At 60.4% G+C, this 16,244-nt stretch carries 13 protein-coding genes; all 13 read right to left on the bottom strand.

From position 1 onward, the window contains the following. Positions 1-216: 216 nt before the first annotated feature. Positions 217-1,269: a pseudaminic acid synthase gene (pseI, locus tag AC3Y64_RS07685; protein WP_489987018.1), complete on the bottom strand. Its 1,053-nt coding sequence runs from the start codon at positions 1,267-1,269 to the stop codon at positions 217-219. Then, complete coding sequence (pseG, locus tag AC3Y64_RS07680; RefSeq protein ID WP_489987017.1) at positions 1,262-2,767, bottom strand: UDP-2,4-diacetamido-2,4,6-trideoxy-beta-L-altropyranose hydrolase; 1,506 nt, start codon at positions 2,765-2,767, stop codon at positions 1,262-1,264. Before pseG ends, pseI begins: the two co-directional genes overlap by 8 nt. Continuing rightward, positions 2,764-3,459: a pseudaminic acid cytidylyltransferase gene (pseF, locus tag AC3Y64_RS07675; protein ID WP_489987016.1), complete on the bottom strand. Its 696-nt coding sequence runs from the start codon at positions 3,457-3,459 to the stop codon at positions 2,764-2,766. Before pseF ends, pseG begins: the two co-directional genes overlap by 4 nt. A 6-nt stretch (positions 3,460-3,465) precedes the next feature. Beyond that, on the bottom strand, positions 3,466-4,629 hold the full coding sequence (pseC, locus tag AC3Y64_RS07670) for a UDP-4-amino-4,6-dideoxy-N-acetyl-beta-L-altrosamine transaminase (protein WP_489987015.1): 1,164 nt from the start codon (positions 4,627-4,629) through the stop codon (positions 3,466-3,468). Beyond that, a complete protein-coding gene (gene pseB / locus AC3Y64_RS07665) occupies positions 4,626-5,627 on the bottom strand; it encodes a UDP-N-acetylglucosamine 4,6-dehydratase (inverting) (RefSeq protein ID WP_489987014.1) in 1,002 nt (333 codons plus the stop codon). The genes pseC and pseB overlap by 4 nt, the downstream gene beginning before the upstream one ends. 23 nt (positions 5,628-5,650) lie before the next feature. After that, positions 5,651-8,566 carry a glycosyltransferase family 2 protein gene (locus AC3Y64_RS07660; RefSeq protein WP_489987013.1) on the bottom strand — a complete coding sequence of 972 codons (2,916 nt, stop codon included), beginning with the start codon at positions 8,564-8,566 and terminating at the stop codon, positions 5,651-5,653. Positions 8,567-8,621: 55 nt separating this feature from the next. Further along, positions 8,622-9,356, bottom strand: a complete 735-nt coding sequence (locus AC3Y64_RS07655) for a cephalosporin hydroxylase family protein (protein WP_489987012.1) — start codon at positions 9,354-9,356, stop codon at positions 8,622-8,624. 48 nt (positions 9,357-9,404) lie between these two features. Further along, positions 9,405-10,262, bottom strand: coding sequence for an NAD-dependent epimerase/dehydratase family protein (locus tag AC3Y64_RS07650; protein WP_489987011.1), 858 nt, complete (start codon positions 10,260-10,262; stop codon positions 9,405-9,407). Next, the gene (locus AC3Y64_RS07645; RefSeq protein WP_489987010.1) at positions 10,259-11,485 is read right to left on the bottom strand and encodes a methyltransferase domain-containing protein; all 1,227 of its coding nucleotides are present in this window, start codon (positions 11,483-11,485) and stop codon (positions 10,259-10,261) included. Before AC3Y64_RS07645 ends, AC3Y64_RS07650 begins: the two co-directional genes overlap by 4 nt. After that, positions 11,482-12,042, bottom strand: coding sequence for a dTDP-4-dehydrorhamnose 3,5-epimerase family protein (locus AC3Y64_RS07640; RefSeq protein WP_489987009.1), 561 nt, complete (start codon positions 12,040-12,042; stop codon positions 11,482-11,484). The genes AC3Y64_RS07645 and AC3Y64_RS07640 overlap by 4 nt, the downstream gene beginning before the upstream one ends. Further along, complete coding sequence (rfbG, locus tag AC3Y64_RS07635; RefSeq protein ID WP_489987008.1) at positions 12,039-13,121, bottom strand: CDP-glucose 4,6-dehydratase; 1,083 nt, start codon at positions 13,119-13,121, stop codon at positions 12,039-12,041. The genes AC3Y64_RS07640 and rfbG overlap by 4 nt, the downstream gene beginning before the upstream one ends. Then, the gene (gene rfbF, locus AC3Y64_RS07630; protein ID WP_489987007.1) at positions 13,103-13,876 is read right to left on the bottom strand and encodes a glucose-1-phosphate cytidylyltransferase; all 774 of its coding nucleotides are present in this window, start codon (positions 13,874-13,876) and stop codon (positions 13,103-13,105) included. Before rfbF ends, rfbG begins: the two co-directional genes overlap by 19 nt. A gap of 253 nt (positions 13,877-14,129) precedes the next feature. Beyond that, positions 14,130-16,115 carry a calcium-binding protein gene (locus AC3Y64_RS07625; protein ID WP_489987006.1) on the bottom strand — a complete coding sequence of 662 codons (1,986 nt, stop codon included), beginning with the start codon at positions 16,113-16,115 and terminating at the stop codon, positions 14,130-14,132. Between the last annotated feature and the right edge of the window lie 129 nt (positions 16,116-16,244).

Below are 16,244 nucleotides of genomic sequence, written 5' to 3'. Positions count from 1 at the left end.
CAATAAAAAACAGCCCAAGACCACCGCTCGCAAGGATTTCGAGGGGCGCCGACAAACAGAAAACGGCCGCCACAACGGGCAGCCACGGGGAGCGCAAAGGGCTATCACTGGAATCGAAAACGAGCCAGGCGCCATCTCCCCGATCAATACAATACAGTGAAGATGCGCGTTATGACTCGCAGGTCACGCTATTTTGCCGAATCGGTGCAGATCGGCTTATTCGACCAACGACCAGTCCAGCGGCGTGCCGCGCTTGATCGGCGTGCGCGCGCGGCGGCCGAGAACGGCGTCGGTGTGCTTGGGCGGCAGACCGAGGCCGGGACGGATGGCGCGCAGATTGTCCCGGGAAAAGGCCTCACCGGCGGCCATATCGGCGGTGACGTAGAGCGAACGGCGATACACCACCGATTTGAGCTCGGCTTCAGTTGCGCCGTATTGCACCTTGCCAAGGGCCTGCCAGGCACGCTCGGTCTCCGCCACCAGGCTGGCCATTTCCGCCGGCTCCAGCGAGAAACTGGCATCGACACCACCTGCTGAACGGTCGAGCGTGAAGTGTTTTTCCACCACCGTCGCGCCAAGCGCCACCGCCGCTACCGAGACACCGACGCCCATCGAGTGATCTGATAGCCCCACCTCGCACCCGAACAACTCACGCAGATGGGGAATCGTGCGCACGTTACTGTTGAGTGGCGTCGCCGGGTAAGTGCTGGTGCATTTGAGCAGCACCAGATCCTTGCAACCCGCCTCGCGTGCGGCGCGCACGGTTTCATCCAGCTCAGCGATGCTGGCCATCCCGGTCGAGATAATCAGCGGTTTGCCGGTGGCAGCCACACGACGGATCAACGGCAGATCGGTGTTCTCGAAACTGGCAATCTTGTAGGCCGGCACATCAAGGCTTTCGAGAAAGTCCACGGCGCTGTCATCGAACGGCGTGGAGAACGCGAGCATGCCCAACTCTTTGGCCCGAGCGAAAATCGGCGCGTGCCATTCCCACGGCGTATGGGCCTTTTCATACAGCTCATAAAGCGACGTGCCGGCCCACAGACTGCCCGGATCCTTGATGAAGAATTCGCCTTCAGCAAGATCCAGGGTCATCGTCTCGGCGGTGTAGGTTTGCAGCTTCAACGCATGCGCCCCGGCCTTGGCTGCTGCCTCGACAATCTGCAGGGCCACGTCCAGCGACTGGTTATGGTTACCGCTCATCTCGGCAATGATGAAGGGCGGCGCGTCGGCGCCGATCAAGCGGTCGCCGATCTTGAAACTAGTCATGGGGGTGATCCTTCAAAACACGGGTGAACGCACAGGCACTCTGAGTAAACCCGGCATCGCGAAACACATTCAATGAGGGCCGATTGGCCGGCGATACCTGAGCAGTCAGCGCCGTCACTTGCGGCCAGTGGCGGGTGACGAACGCTTCGCTCCGCGCCAGCAGCGACTTGCCCCAGCCCAGGCCGAAACGGCCCTCAAGCAGATAGATCGACACTTCGGCATCAAATCCGCGCAGGTCGTAACGCAGAACACCGACCGGGCCGTCATCGGCCGCGGCGATCAACAGCAAACGCTGCGGGTTGCGCAAACTCGCGGTCAGCCAGTTGAGGTGCTGCGGCCAGTCGATTTGCGCGTTTGTCTGCGACCAGCGTCGCACGGCCTCAGCATTGCGACCCTCGAACAACAGCTGCGCATCCTCTTGTGTGGCGGGCCGGATAGTCAGCACTGCGCCGGACAACGCAGCGGCCACGCGCAAGACTCCGCGACCGTCGACCAAGTGCCGCGAACGCTCGGCCAGACTCCGGCGCAGATAATAATTGCCGGTGACAAAACCGATGGCATCGCGCAGCTGCTCGACACTGACCTGCTCGCGGGCGCCCATGAACACATGCGCCCCCGCCGCCGCCATCACTTCGCCGTTGTTCAGCTGGTTGTTCGACACCGCAATGCAGATCGTCGGCAAGCCCAGCGCCGCACGCTCCCAACTGGTGCCGCCGCCGGCGCCGATAAACAGATCCGCTTCAGTCATGCGCTGATGGAAATCGCTGACAAAACTGTGCAGACGCCAGTTCGGCCGCGTTTCGGCCAGTGCCTGCATCTGCGCCCACGCCGGGTTGTCGGCGCCCGCGACGAAGTCCACTTGCAGCTCAGTGAAATCCGCCAGGGCGCGCATCGCGTGATGGGTTTGCATCGCCGCATCGAAGCCGCCGAAGTTCACCAGCACACGTCGCGCCTGCGGTTTGATCTCGATCGGCGGGCAATCGAATTCTTCGCGCAGCATGGCGAAGCGCGGGCCGAGCAACGTCCGGCAACCCTCGGGCAACAACGGCGCATAGTTTTCGCTGAGGCCGGACAGGTTCTGATTGAGCAGCAGATCGACGCTGTAGCGCCGGGTGGCCAGATCATCCACGGCGGCGATGCGATGCGCCCAGCGCCGTGCCGCGGTTTGCCAGTGATGATCGAGGCCGTAGTGATCGACGATGATCCAGTCAAACTCGGCCTGACCTTCAAGCTGCGAGCCTAGCGCGTCGATGTCGGCCTGCCACGGCAGCATCGATTCGATGGCTTGCAGTGGATCTTCATAGGCGTAGCGCTCAGGCAACCCGAACGTTTCAAAACCCTCGGCATTCAATGCGTCCAGACGATGCCCTGGCAACCGTCGGCAAGCGAACGCGACATGACTGCCCTGGGAGCGCAGCACCCGCGCCAGTGTCAGACAACGGGCAATGTGGCCGCTGCCGATGGTCGGCGAGGCGTCGGCGCGAATCAGCACTCTCATTGCAGTTCTCCGCCGGCCTTGAGCGCGGCGTAAAGGTATTCGGCGCGCTTCCAGTCCTGCGGCGTGTCGATGTCCTGAACCAGATACCGGGGCAGAATCACCGGCAGACTGGCTGGCGAATAAAGCACCTCTCCACGCAACCACGCCTCGCTGCGCCCCCAGTAGAACTGGCCGGCGTCTTGAAACGCCTCCGGCAAATCCTGGGAACGGGTGTTGCGAAATTCCGGATACAACGCGGTCAAGGCACCCTGCCCGTCCAGCGTCAGCGCTCGTTGCACCGGAAAGCCGAAATCGCACACGGAGAAGGCGAACGACTTGTCCGAATGCCGCTCCAGTAACTCGAAGCCTTCGCGCAGATAGCGCACCTGCAACAACGGCGCCGTGGCGTATACACAGCAGGCGTAATCGAAGGCTGGCAGTTGCTGCAAGGCATGCACAATCACCGCCGCGGTGCCGGTGAAATCATCAGCCAGCGCCGCGGGACGCAGGAACGGCACCTGTGCACCGTGGGCTCGCGCCACTTCAGCTATTTCGGCGTCGTCGGTGCTGACCACGACCTGATCGAACAAGCCTGAATCCAGCGCCGTGCGAATTGAACGGACAATCATCGGCACGCCATCGAACGGCAAAAGATTCTTGCGCGGAATGCGTTTGCTGCCGCCACGAGCGGGGATGATTGCAACACAGCTCACACTTGATTACTCCTCAAGAACCAGCCGACGCAATTGCTCGACCACGTAATCCTGCTGCTCATCGCTCAACAGGGGAAACAGCGGCAGACTGATCGCCTCGGTGTAGTAACGCTCAGCCTCGGGGAAGTCGCCCTCGGCAAAACCCAGGTCGCGATAGTACGGCTGCAAGTGCACGGGAATATAGTGCAGATTCACGCCGACGCCGGCGACACGCAAGCCTTCGAACACCTGACGATGGCTGAGGCTGATGCGCTCGCTCTGCAAGCGAATGACGTAAAGATGCCAGGCAGATTCTGCCTCTGGCTGAAGGCTCGGTAGCGTGACTGGCAAGTACGTCAGCAGGCGATCGTAACGCGCCGCCAGTTCGCGGCGCCGGGCGATGAAGCCGTCGAGCTTGCCCAGTTGCGACAAACCCAACGCCGCCTGCAAATCAGTGATGCGGTAATTGAAGCCCAGCTCGGTTTGCTGGTAGTACCACGGGCCGTGGCTAGGCTCGGTCATCTGCTGCGGGTCGCGGGTCATGCCGTGGCTGCGCAGGCGCCGCAGGCGCTCAGCCAGCTCCGGGCGGTTGGTTAACACCATGCCGCCCTCGCCGCTGGTGATGATCTTCACCGGGTGGAAACTGAACACGGTCATCGTCGCGAACTCACCGCAACCCACCGGGCGCCCTGCATAGGACGCACCGACCGCGTGAGAGGCATCTTCGATCACCGTGAAGTTGTAGCGCTCAGCCAGTTCGGCAATCTTGCGCATGTCACAGCTCTGCCCGGAGAACGCCACCGCCACCAGTACTTTCGGCAAGGTGCCGTCCTGCTCGGCTTGATCAAGCTTGGCTTCGAGGGCAAACGCATCGAGGTTCCACGTCAGCGCATCGATATCGACGAAATCGACGTCAGCGCCGCAATAACGTCCACAGTTGGCCGAGGCGAGAAAGGTGTTGGGCGTCGTCCACAAACGATCACCCGGCCCGAGCCCTGCCGCCAGACAGGCAATGTGCAGCGCCGCCGTGGCGTTGCTCACCGCTACGGCGAAATCCGCCTGGCAACGCTCGGCCATCGCCTGCTCGAAACGCTCGATGCTTGGCCCTTGGGTCAGCCAGTCCGATTGCAGCACCTCGACGACCGCGTCGATGTCTGCCTGATCGAGGCTTTGCCGACCGTACGGAATCATACCGAGAGCTTCGCGTGCAGGTCGGCGATCTGCCCGACCGAGAGGAAATGCGGATTGGTGTCGGAGCGATATTCGAAATCTTCCCCGACCGCACGCCCCCGCTCACCGACTTTGTCGACGGCAAAATCGACATCGACGCTGGTGAAGCGAATCGACGGCTGGATGGTGTAGTGATCTTCGAATTCGAGGGTCATCCGCGCATCGTCCAGCGGCACCATCAACTCATGGAGTTTTTCGCCCGGACGAATGCCGACGTTCTTGTGCGGCAGCTGTTCGGCCATGCCGCGCGCCAGATCGACGATGCGGATGGAGGGGATCTTCGGCACGAACACTTCGCCGCCGTGCATGCGCGCGAAGCTATCGAGCACAAACTGCACGCCGTGATCGAGGGTGATCCAGAACCGCGTCATGCGCTCGTCAGTGATCGGCAACTCCGTAGCGCCGTCGGCAATCAGCTGGCTGAAAAACGGCACCACCGAGCCACGCGAGCCGGCGACGTTGCCGTAGCGCACCACGGCAAATCGGGTTTCCTGCTCGCCGGCAATGTTGTTGGCGGCGACGAACAACTTGTCCGAGAGCAACTTGGTTGCGCCGTAAAGGTTGATCGGGCTGGCCGCTTTGTCGGTGGACAACGCCACGACCTTTTTCACGCCATTGTCGATGGCGGCGGCGATGATGTTCTCCGCGCCATTGACGTTGGTGCGGATGCATTCGGTCGGGTTGTATTCCGCCGCCGGCACTTGCTTCAACGCCGCGGCATGCACGACGTAGTCGATACCGCGCATGGCTTGGCGCAGACGGTCGGCGTCGCGCACGTCACCGATAAAGTAGCGCATGCACGGCGCGTTGAACGTCTGCTGCATTTCGTACTGCTTCAGCTCATCGCGGGAGAACACCACCACGCGCTTGGGCTGGTATTGCTCGAGCAGGCGGGCGATGAATTTACGCCCGAACGAGCCGGTGCCGCCGGAGATGAAAATCGATTTACCGTTGAACATAGGTTGATTCCTGTCCGGCGCGCTTAAGCGAGCAACTGTGCCCAATTGATCGAGCTGTTTTCGCCCAAGGTAAACCCTTTGCCGGTCAGGGCCAGGTTGGCGTTGTAAGCCGGATCCTGCGCGAACGCATCACTCCATTTCTCACGCAGTGCCGCCAGTGCTTCAGCAGCCTTTGGCAGCTCATCGGTGTGCAGCACCTGCACCGACGGAGTCCACACAGTGAGGAAACCGTTCTGACCAGCCTTGAGGCATAGATCGACATCGCTGAAACCATCAGCGAACGTCACTTCATCCAGGCCGCCGAGAGCGTTGAACAGTTCTTTGCGCACCATCAGGCAGACCTTCGACACCGCCGAGTAATTCTGCTCGACGGCCAAACGCTGCATATAACCCTCGGCATTGTGTTTCTCGCCAATGAAGGGTGACCCGACACCGCCGTTCAAGCCGAGGATCAACCCGGCCTGGGAAATCTTGCCATCGCGGTCGACCAGTTTGGCGCCGACGATGCCCACTTCCGGACGTTGGGCCTGGTTGAGCAACGAGTCGATCCAGTTCGGGTTGACGACTTCGCTGTCAGCGGCCAGCAACACCAGATACTCACCTCGCGCTTGCTCGCTGGCGGCGTTATACAACGCCACTTCACCGAGCGTTTGATCGGCACGCAAGATATTGACGCGGGGGTTGCGCAACTGGCCGAGCCAGTCGTTGACCGCCGCCGACTGATTCGGGTTGGCTGCCACCAAGACTTCATAGCGGCTGTAGCGGGTTCTGAGCAGCACACCCTCAATGCAGCGGCGCAACGCCGACAAATCATCACTGGCCGGCACAATGATCGACACCATTGGGAGTTCGGTATGACGATAATCGACCTGCCAGGTGCCTGGCAGCGACGAAGTGACCTTGGCCTTGTAGCCGCGATTACCCAAATGACGCAGCAGCGCCAGGCGCTCATGAGCATTCTCTTGCAGCGCAGCGGCCTGAGTGATCAGCAGCGGCTCGTCGAGATGTGCCAGGCCGTCGAGACCACCCTGCTCAATCAGGCGCAGCAACAGGTCAAATTCCAGCGCCTTGCTGAAATCGGCCTGATAACCGCCCGCCTCGAGGAACACGTCGCGTCGAATCAGCCAGTGGCGCGCCATCAGTGCTGGAGCGCTTTGCAGCAAGTCAAGGTTGAAGCCGGGGCGGAACACATCCACCAGCGCGCCGTCTTCAGTACGCTGGATTTCATCGGTGGCCACCGCGCGAAGACCCGTGGCCGACATCAACTCAAGCCCGGCGCGCAACAGACCACCGGCAGTGAATTCATCGCCCACGTTGGCCAGTAGCAACCAGTCGCATGGAGATTGCGCGGCACTCTGGTTGAGTTTGTCGACCAGATTGCCCGGTGTGACCCGGACGAAGTGCAAGGTGTTCTGCGCGGTGGTCGCCGTCTGTGGTTCACCCGTGGTGAAGACCACGATTTTGAAGGCCTTGCTGGCCCCTTCGACGAGGCTGTCGAGCGTCACTTGCAGCTTCTCAACGTTGTCATCCAGATCCAGCAGGAAAATGCCGAACTGTGGCCCGCCATCGTTCGCCGCCAGATGCGCGGCAATCGCTGCAGCCTGTTCGGCGTCCGGCTTGCGGGCTGCCATCCAGTCAAGCAAGCGACCTGAGCGCATCTTGTTGAAGACCGGGTAGTGATCGATGTTTGATACAGCCTCTAGACGCTTCGCCCACTCAGCCATTTCCTGCGCCTGATCCTCCTCGTCGAGCACTTGCAGTTGCTCGGCCAGACGCTTGACCACACGACGGTTGAATACGTTGCTGTCATGGGCCTGCCACAAACGGTCGACGACGCTCTCCGCCGTATCGTTATTGCGCGGCTGCAGCAGGTACTCCTGCTGGGTCCATATGCCCTCAAGTTTTTCCAGTTGAATACGACCAGCCGGCATCGCATGCAGGAGAAACTCAAACTGGGTCAACAAATCAAAAAAACGCTGGTTGTAGAACGGCATTTCGACATATTGCCGTGGCCCGAATTTGCGCTCCGGCGCCTTGGTCAAGTGGTTCCAGTGCGATTCGAAAATCAGCTCGGCCGTCAATGCCCGCCCGGTGACCAGGCTGTCGGTCATGGCCGCGAAGCTTTCCAGGGCAAACGCCTTGCGCTGCGCCTGATCGAGATCGTTGATACCGGTCGGCAGCGAGGCAAGGAATTCAGCGAAGGCTTCACGCTCCGCTACCGATTTGGCATCGACATAGGACAGGGCGTGATACACCTCGGTGTTGTGGTCGGAGAAACCGACGTTGATCTCGCGCACGACATAAGGGATCGGCAGGATGCGCGCCTTGGAATTCGCCAGCAGATAATAGGTATGACCGATTTCCTGCCATTCGAAACTGGTGCCCGCCGGCAATGCCGCGTACCAGTCCTGAATGATCGAGGTACGGCATACACCATAGAACGGCGGCACGTACTGGTGCATGAAGTCGAGAACCCGATCCTGGGCGCGCTCCGATGCATAGTCTTCGCAGATCTTTTTGTCGCGGCGGTAGTAACTGACGCTGCCGGCCAGCGCCAGGTACATCAGGCAATAGCCATGGCACAAACCGTAGTCGCGGTTCGCCTCCAGGAAGTTCACCGATTCGGCCAACGACTCGTGCAGGATAAAGTCGTCGTCGGCAGCGAACACCATGTAGGGCGTGGTCAGTTGCGCAACGCCGTAGGTCAGCTTGGCCTGCATGCCCCAGTAGGCGAATTGCGGCAGATGCTGATAGTCGACGGCCGAAAAATCACCTTCCGGACGCTCGGGAGACGAGTCCAGTACCAGAACCTTGCAAGGCAGGCTGCTGTAGTACTGCAGCGCACGACGCAGAAACGCCGGGCGGTTGTGGGTGATCAGCACCACCGTCAGCAACTCGTTCAATGGCAGCTTTGGTTCAGAAACAGACTTGCCTTGCATAACTTCTCCCACGACCGGCGACACCGCCTGAAAAACGCTTTGATGATGGAACTGATTAACGAACCCGGCGCAGATAGCCGTCCGACGCAACGGTGATCAGCAGCTTGTCTTGCATCGCTTGATCGATCTCGAAATCACGGTTCTCTTTCAGGAACGCCCAAACGGCAGTTTTCGGGTTGTCACCCGGCCCCCATGGACGATCCGGAAACGCATCGGCCGGCATGTCTTCAACCACGGTGTCCATGACGACGCAGTAGCTGTCCTGCGAAACCAGTGGTGCGTAGAGACGCAGTTCTTCGAGGACGTGGTCATGGGTGTGGTTGGAATCGAGCACCACGATGACTTTCTTGCCGGCAGCCGCCTGACGCACCTGCTCGACCACTGCCAGATCGAGGCTCGAGCCTTCGATCATGCTGATGCGCTTGATCATCGGATGGCTTTCGATGGCCTCGCGGTTGTGCGCACGAATGTCACGATCGATGCCCAGCACTTCACCGTGGCCCTGCAGTTCCAACAGCGAGGCGTAGTAAATGATCGAACCGCCGTGGGCGATACCGCATTCGATCACCAGGTCCGGCTTGATGCGCCAGATCAGCTCCTGCATCGCCATCATGTCTTGCGGCAATTGAATGATCGGACGGCCCATCCACGAGAAGTGGTAGGTGTATTTGTGCTTGGCCGACTGGTTGTAGAACTCTTGGGCCAGCGCCTTCAAGTCCTTGTCCTGGCCTTGGGCAATCACTTCGGCCTGGCACTCCGCCTCGAAGGCTTTGATTACGTTATCGCTCATTGTCCGGTCTCACTGAAAAGTCATTTGATAGTCACGCCTGGAGGTGCATCAGCGGGTGCGCTGCGCCTCGAGTAACTGTTGTAATCGGTCGACCACTGCCCAGAACGCCAACGGCTCGTGTGTCGGGTAGGGGTAATGCCCCAGATGCAAATCGATCGAAGCGCCGCGCTCGCGCAGGCGTTGTTCGACCAGTGCCCTGACTGAAATCGGCTGGCCGCTGGCGCAATTGATCACGCCGTTGAAGTCGCTTTTTTGCACGATCGCGGCGAGGTACTCGGCAGCCGTTTCCATGGCCAGAAAATCACGCAACTGCTCGCCGGCCGACATGTTGAACGTGGACTCACCGGCATCGATTGCACGATCCAGTGCCGCCAGCAAACTGTTGGGGTTCTGTCCTTCACCATGCAGATAAAACAAACGCGCCCACTGCAAGGTGAACGGCTGTTCCTGCTGCAGATTTTGCAAAAACAGGTGCAGCGTGTGTTTGGCCAGACCGTAAGGATTGCTCGGCTGTGGCTCGGTGCTTTCGCTGAGCGGGCCGCTTTGCATGCCGTATTCGAAACAGGTTCCGGTGACCAGCACCTGCTGCACGCCCGCCTCGACCGCGCTTTTGATGAAGCGGTAATCCGCCATCAGGTTGTGCTCGAAATGGAACAGCGCGCGATAGTTCGGCAAGCCCGGCCAGGCCAGATGCGCCAGCGCATCAATGCCTTCTACCAGCGCAGCGACATCCAGATCGGGCGCGTGAATATCGGCGCTGACGAACTCGACGTCGTTGATCCACGGCATGCCTTGCGCCGTTTCTGCGTTACGCGCCACGGCGCGTATTTCGCAGCCACGCGCCAGCAAGGCGGCAACCAGATGCCGGCCAACAAAACCGGTAGCGCCAGTGATCAGAACCTTCACAGCACTTTCAACTCAGGCACGGCGATCACGAAGCGGCCGTCCCGCTGACGCACTTGCGCCAGTTGCTGACTGACTTCGTGTAGCAGGTTCCAGGGCAGCACCAGTACGTAATCCGGTTTTTCGAGATCGATCTGCGCCGGCGCGACAATCGGAATGCGGCTGCCCGGCAGGAACTTGCCCTGCTTGTGCGGGTTGGCATCAGCCACCCAAGCCAGCAGGTCCGGTTTGACCCCGGCGTAGTTGAGCAAGGTGTTGCCCTTGGCTGCCGCGCCATAGCCGACCACACGTTTGCCGTCAGCCTTGGCCTGTAACAGGAAGCGCAGCAGTTCATGCTTGATGCGTTCAGCGGCGGGCGCGAGGGTCGCGTAGTACTCGGCAGTTTTCACCCCGGCATCGAGTTCGGCTTGCAACTGTTGCTGCACCGCTGGTTGAACCGGGCGGCGCTCGCCGTCCTTGCGCTGAACGAACACGCGTAACGAACCGCCGTGGGTGGTCAGTTGGCTGACGTCGAACACTTCCAGGCCATTGCGCTCGCACAGCGTCTGCACGGCGGTCAGTGACAGGTAGGAATAGTGTTCGTGATACAGCGTGTCGAACTGCGCGCCGGCCATCAGCGTCAGCAGCTGCGGGAATTCGAACGTCGCCACGCCGGTCGGTTTGAGTAGCGCGGCGAAACCACCGAGGAAATCATTGATGTCCGGCACATGGGCGAGCACGTTGTTAGCCGCCATCAGATCGGCGCCCCAGCCTTCGCTGTTCAGCTGTGCAGCGGTGTCGCGACCGAAGAACAGTTCGCGAATTTCCAGGCCCTTCTCGCGAGCGGCTTGTGCGGTGCTGCGGGTCGGCTCGACGCCCAGGCACGAGATGCCACGAGCGGCCACGTATTGCAGCAGATAACCGTCGTTGGCGGCGACTTCCACCACGCGGCTCTCGGCAGTCAGGCCAAAGCGCTCGACCATCTCGGCGACATAGCGCTCGGCATGGGCCAGCCAGGTGCTGGAGAACGAACTGAAGTAGGCGTACTCGGCGTCAAACAGACTGTCGGCGCTGGTGTAATCCTCGGTCTGGACCAGCCAGCATTGCTGACATACGGCGACCTTGAGCGGCACCCATTGCTCGGCCTGTTCGAGGCGATCGGCGTGCACGTAGGCGTTGGACGGTGGCGAGGTGCCGAGATCGATCAGCGGCAGGCTCAGCGGTGCGGCGCACCCACGGCAGTTCATAGACGCACTCCAGCAAAGTGTTGATCGAGCGCGGGATGGCTGGAATCACGCGCTGACAAATTATTGACAGGCAACGGCCAGGCAATCGCCAGCCGTGGATCGTTCACCGACAAGCCGCCCTCGTGCTCCGGCGCGTAATCGGCGCTGTGCAGGTAGAGCAACTCGGCGTCTTCGGTGAGGGTCTGGAAACCGTGGGCGAACCCGGCCGGAATCAGCAGACTGCGACCGTCGCCGGCCTTCAGGTGCTCGGCGTGCCAGTGCAGAAATGTTTCGGATTCAGGACGAAGATCCACCGCCACGTCCCACACTTCACCGCGCAGACAGGTGATCAGTTTGGCTTCCGGGGCGTTGGCATTCTGATAGTGCAGACCGCGCACACTGCCCTTCTCGCGGGTGCAGGAATGATTGATCTGGCGGATATGGAATTCGCTGCCGAACGCACTCAGGCTGCCCTCGCAGAACAGCCGGGCGAAGTGCCCGCGCTGGTCTTCGAAACGTTTGTGCTGGACGCTGAACAATCCGGCCAGCGGCAAAGCCTTCAGAGAAAATTCGCTCACAGCACGCCTCGGTACAGGTCCAATTGACCGAGGGTGACGCTGCGCATGTCATCGCCGTTCTGCCAGGCCAAGTGCCAGTCGAGGGTCTGGGCCAGGCATTGCTGCAAGGTCCAGCGCGGTTGCCAGCCCAGCAGTTGCCGCGCGCGACTGCTGTCCAGACGCAAGAGGCCGGCTTCGTGCAGTTCGCTTTTTTCGATGCGCAAACCACGCGCCTGCGGCCAGCGACTGGCGAGCAATTCGACCACTTCGCCGACGCTGCACATGTCCGCTTCGCCCGGGCCGAAGTTCCAAGCACCGGCGTATTCCGGGCCTTGTTCGTAGAGGCCGGCGGCCAGTTGCAGGTAACCGGCCAGCGGCTCCAGCGCATGCTGCCACGGGCGCACGGCTTGCGGATAACGCAGGGTCACCGGCTCGTCCGCCGTCCACGCTTTCAGTACGTCGGGAATCAGTCGCTCAGGGGCAAAATCACCGCCGCCCAAGACATTGCCGGCACGCGCCGTGGCCAGGGCCAAACCGTGTTCGGCGTGCTTGTCCGCCGGGAAGAATGACGCTGCATAAGACTGTGCGAGCAGTTCACAGCAGGCCTTGCTGCTGCTGTAAGGATCGTGGCCACCGAGGGCTTCGTCTTCGCGGTACGGCCACAGCCATTCCTTGTTGGCGTAAACCTTGTCGGTGGTGACCAGCACACAGGCACGTACGCAACCGACCTGACGAATCGCTTCGAGCAGGTTCAGCGTGCCCATGACGTTGCTGGAATAAGTGCCCAGCGGATCGCGATAGCCTTCGCGCACCAGTGGCTGCGCGGCCAGGTGCAGAACGATCTCCGGCTCGGTGTCGGCAATGATTTCCAGCAAGGCGCCGAGATCACGCAAATCACCGCGCTGATCGTTGATGCCTTCGTGCACCCGCGCCAGTTCGAACAGGCTCGGCTCGGTCGACGGATCGAGGGAAAAACCGCTGACTTGCGCGCCGAGGCTTTGCAGCCACAGGGTCAGCCAACTGCCCTTGAAACCGGTGTGACCGGTGATAAGAACGCGTTTACCGCGCCAGAAATCCGCACTCAGGCCCATTGCTTCCATGGGGCCTCCCCGCTGTGCCACAGCGCTTCGAGGTGGTTCTTGTCGCGCAGGGTGTCCATGGGTTGCCAGAAACCATCGTGCTCAAAAGCGTGCAACTGCTCTTCACTGGCCAAGCGCGCCAGTGGCTCTGCTTCCCAAGTGGTTTCGTCGCCGGCTATGTAAGACAGGACTTTTGGCGACAACACGAAGAAACCACCGTTGATCCAGCCACCATCGCCACGCGGTTTTTCCGTGAAGCCAAGCACCTGATCGCCATGGCGTTGCAAAGCGCCGTAACGGCCCGGCGGCTGGACGGCGGTCACTGTCGCGAGACGGCCATGGGACTGATGGAATTTCACCAGGTCACTGATGTTCAGGTCGGAAACACCGTCGCCGTAGGTGAAGCAGAACGCCTCTTCATCCTTGAGGTAACGGCTGGCACGCAGCAGACGGCCACCGGTCATGGTTTCCTCGCCGGTGTCGATGAGCGTGACGCTCCACGGTTCGCTGTAGTTCTGGTGCACGTCCATGCGGTTTTCACGCATGTTGAAGGTGACGTCGGAGGTGTGCAGGAAATAGTTGGCGAAGAAGTCCTTGATCGCGTAGCCCTTGTAGCCGAGGCAAATCACGAAGTCGTGGATTCCGTGGGCGGAATACTGCTTCATGATGTGCCAGAGAATTGGCTTGCCGCCGATCTCGATCATCGGTTTGGGCTTGAGGTGCGACTCTTCACTGATGCGCGTGCCGAGGCCACCCGCCAAAATTACTGCCTTCATCGTCTCCCCTCTCGTACGTCACCGGGCCGCGCGCGGTTTTTCAGCTGCGCGGGCCATCTGGCTCAACCGTTTGCCGTGACGGGCGCCGGTGCGGTGACCGCGAGCGCTCGTTTTATGGCGATTTGAGGGGGACTTGCAGGAAACGCGCCAGCTCCATGGGCCCCGCGTCGGCCGTGCGACAAGGCATGAAAAAAGGGCTGAACCCAGCATTGGATTCAGCCCTTTCCTTGAGCGGCGTCAACAGGTTGAGCGATTAGCCGAACATGGCGAACGCATCGCCACTGGTGGGCAGATCGTAGACCTGACCGTCAGCAGTCTGGATATGCTCGATGTTGTTGAAGCCGGCATACCAACCCGCCAGTTTCACGCCATTATTCGGCACATCACTCGTGCCGTCGTTGGCGCTGTGCAGATAGGCATCGTTACCGATGCGGCTGACGTTCAACTGACTGGCGTTGGCAATCGTGTTGAGGATCAGGGTGTCGTTCAGATCCCAGCCCTCATCCTGAATCGTCACCAGCCCGCTAGTGTTGACCACATAGGTGTCATCGCCCTGACCGCCATAGGCACTGCCGCCAGAGGTCGACTGGCCGGCAAGATTGAGGATCAACAGATCGTTGCCCTCGTCACCGAACAACATGAAGTTGCGCCCCGTGCCGGTGAGGATGTCGTTACCCTCGCCGCCCCGGGCCTGACCGCCGACCATGGTGATGGTGTCGTTGCCTTCGTCACCGCTGGCGGAACTGGTCGTATCAAAGGCATCGCTGACGATGACGTCGTCACCCGCACCGCCCGACAGCCAGTCAGCGTTGTAGCCTTGCGTATCGAGTCCGGACGCCAGCCCACCATAAATGTGGTCGTTGCCTTCCCCCCCGTAAATCATGTCGAAGCCAGCCCCACCCTCGAGAATGTTATCGCCCGAATCGCCGTACAACTGATCACCGAACTGGCTGCCGCGCAGGCCTTCGATATCAATGTAGGTGTGGTAGAGCGCATCGCCGCTGCGAGGCCCCCAGTTGAGAGTGGCCGTCAGGCCTTCCTTGCTGTCCGCGTAGCTGACGATGTCGATACCGGCACCGCCATTCAACACATCCCATCCCGCGCCACCGGACAACACATCATTGCCGGCACCGGAAACGATGATGTTGCTCTCATCATTGCCGTAGCCGATGAAGTCGCCGGTGCCGGTGTAAGTGAGGTTTTCAACGTAAGCGCCCAGACGCATCTCCGACAGGTTGGTGTAGACCTGATCGGTGCCGCCCATGTAACCCTCGATCTCCTCGAGGGTTACACCCGCGCCATTGATGGTGTAGACATCATCGCCCATGCCACCAGCCAACGTCAGGTCGCCCGAGTTGGCGGTGAAATGATCGGCGCCAGACGAGCCGATTACTTTTTCCACATTCAGCAGACTCGAGCCAGCGCCGACATCAACGGTTACTGAATCGAACGAATTCTGATAACTCACCGTGTCATAGCCACCGGCACCATCAATGACCATCGCCTGTTCGGCAGGTTGATTGAGGTAGATCAGATCATCGAAACCTGAGCCCTCAATGGCTTCGATTCCGGTGAAGGTGTCGCCGTAGGCAATGGTCAGCCCGTCGAAGTTGGAGTTGTCATTGACCCTCACCCCCTCAAGACTGTCGCTGTAGCTGACCGTGTCGTAACCGTCACCACCGGCGAAGTGGTCGGCGCCATCGCCGCCCCACAGCCAGTCGTTACCGGCGCCAGCGATGATTTCGTTATCGGTGTCACTGCCGTAAGCGTGAAAGTCACCAGTGCCGGTAAAGGTCAGTTTTTCGACCCAGGCGTCCATCTTGATGGTGTTCAGGCTGGTGCGCAGCTCGTCGTAGCCACCGTAGCTTTCTTCGATAATGCTTACATCGGCGCTGTTGACGATATAGACATCATCACCGTCGCTGCCGTCGAGCGTCACACCGGCGACGTCACTGCTGAAAGTATCGTTGTGCCAAGTGCCGATGACTTTCTCGACATTGAGCAAGGTATCGCGCTTACCGTCGCCTCCGGCCACCATCGATGAGTCTTTGCCGATCTCGACACTCACTCCCGAGGTCAGCATGCGGTAGTCGGCGGTATCAAAACCCTCGCCGCCATCCAGCACATCCGAGCCGTCGCTGCCGTACAGTAGATCATCCGCCTCCAGTCCATAGAGTTGGTCATTGCCCTCAGTGCCCAACAGGGCATCCGCCTCACTCGTTCCATTCACCACTGTCATTTACGTCTTCCTTGCGTTGTTGTTGAAACCGGATCAGCCCTGCCGGGGACCTGCCAATCTGCATGGCAATCCTTGCCTGACGGATGAATAAACCAAAACACAAAAAAGGCGATCGAGAGATCGCCTTTT

This window comes from Pseudomonas sp. 4CAES_32.4, from assembly GCF_058136335.1.
This window is presented reverse-complemented; position numbering and strand designations above follow the sequence as displayed.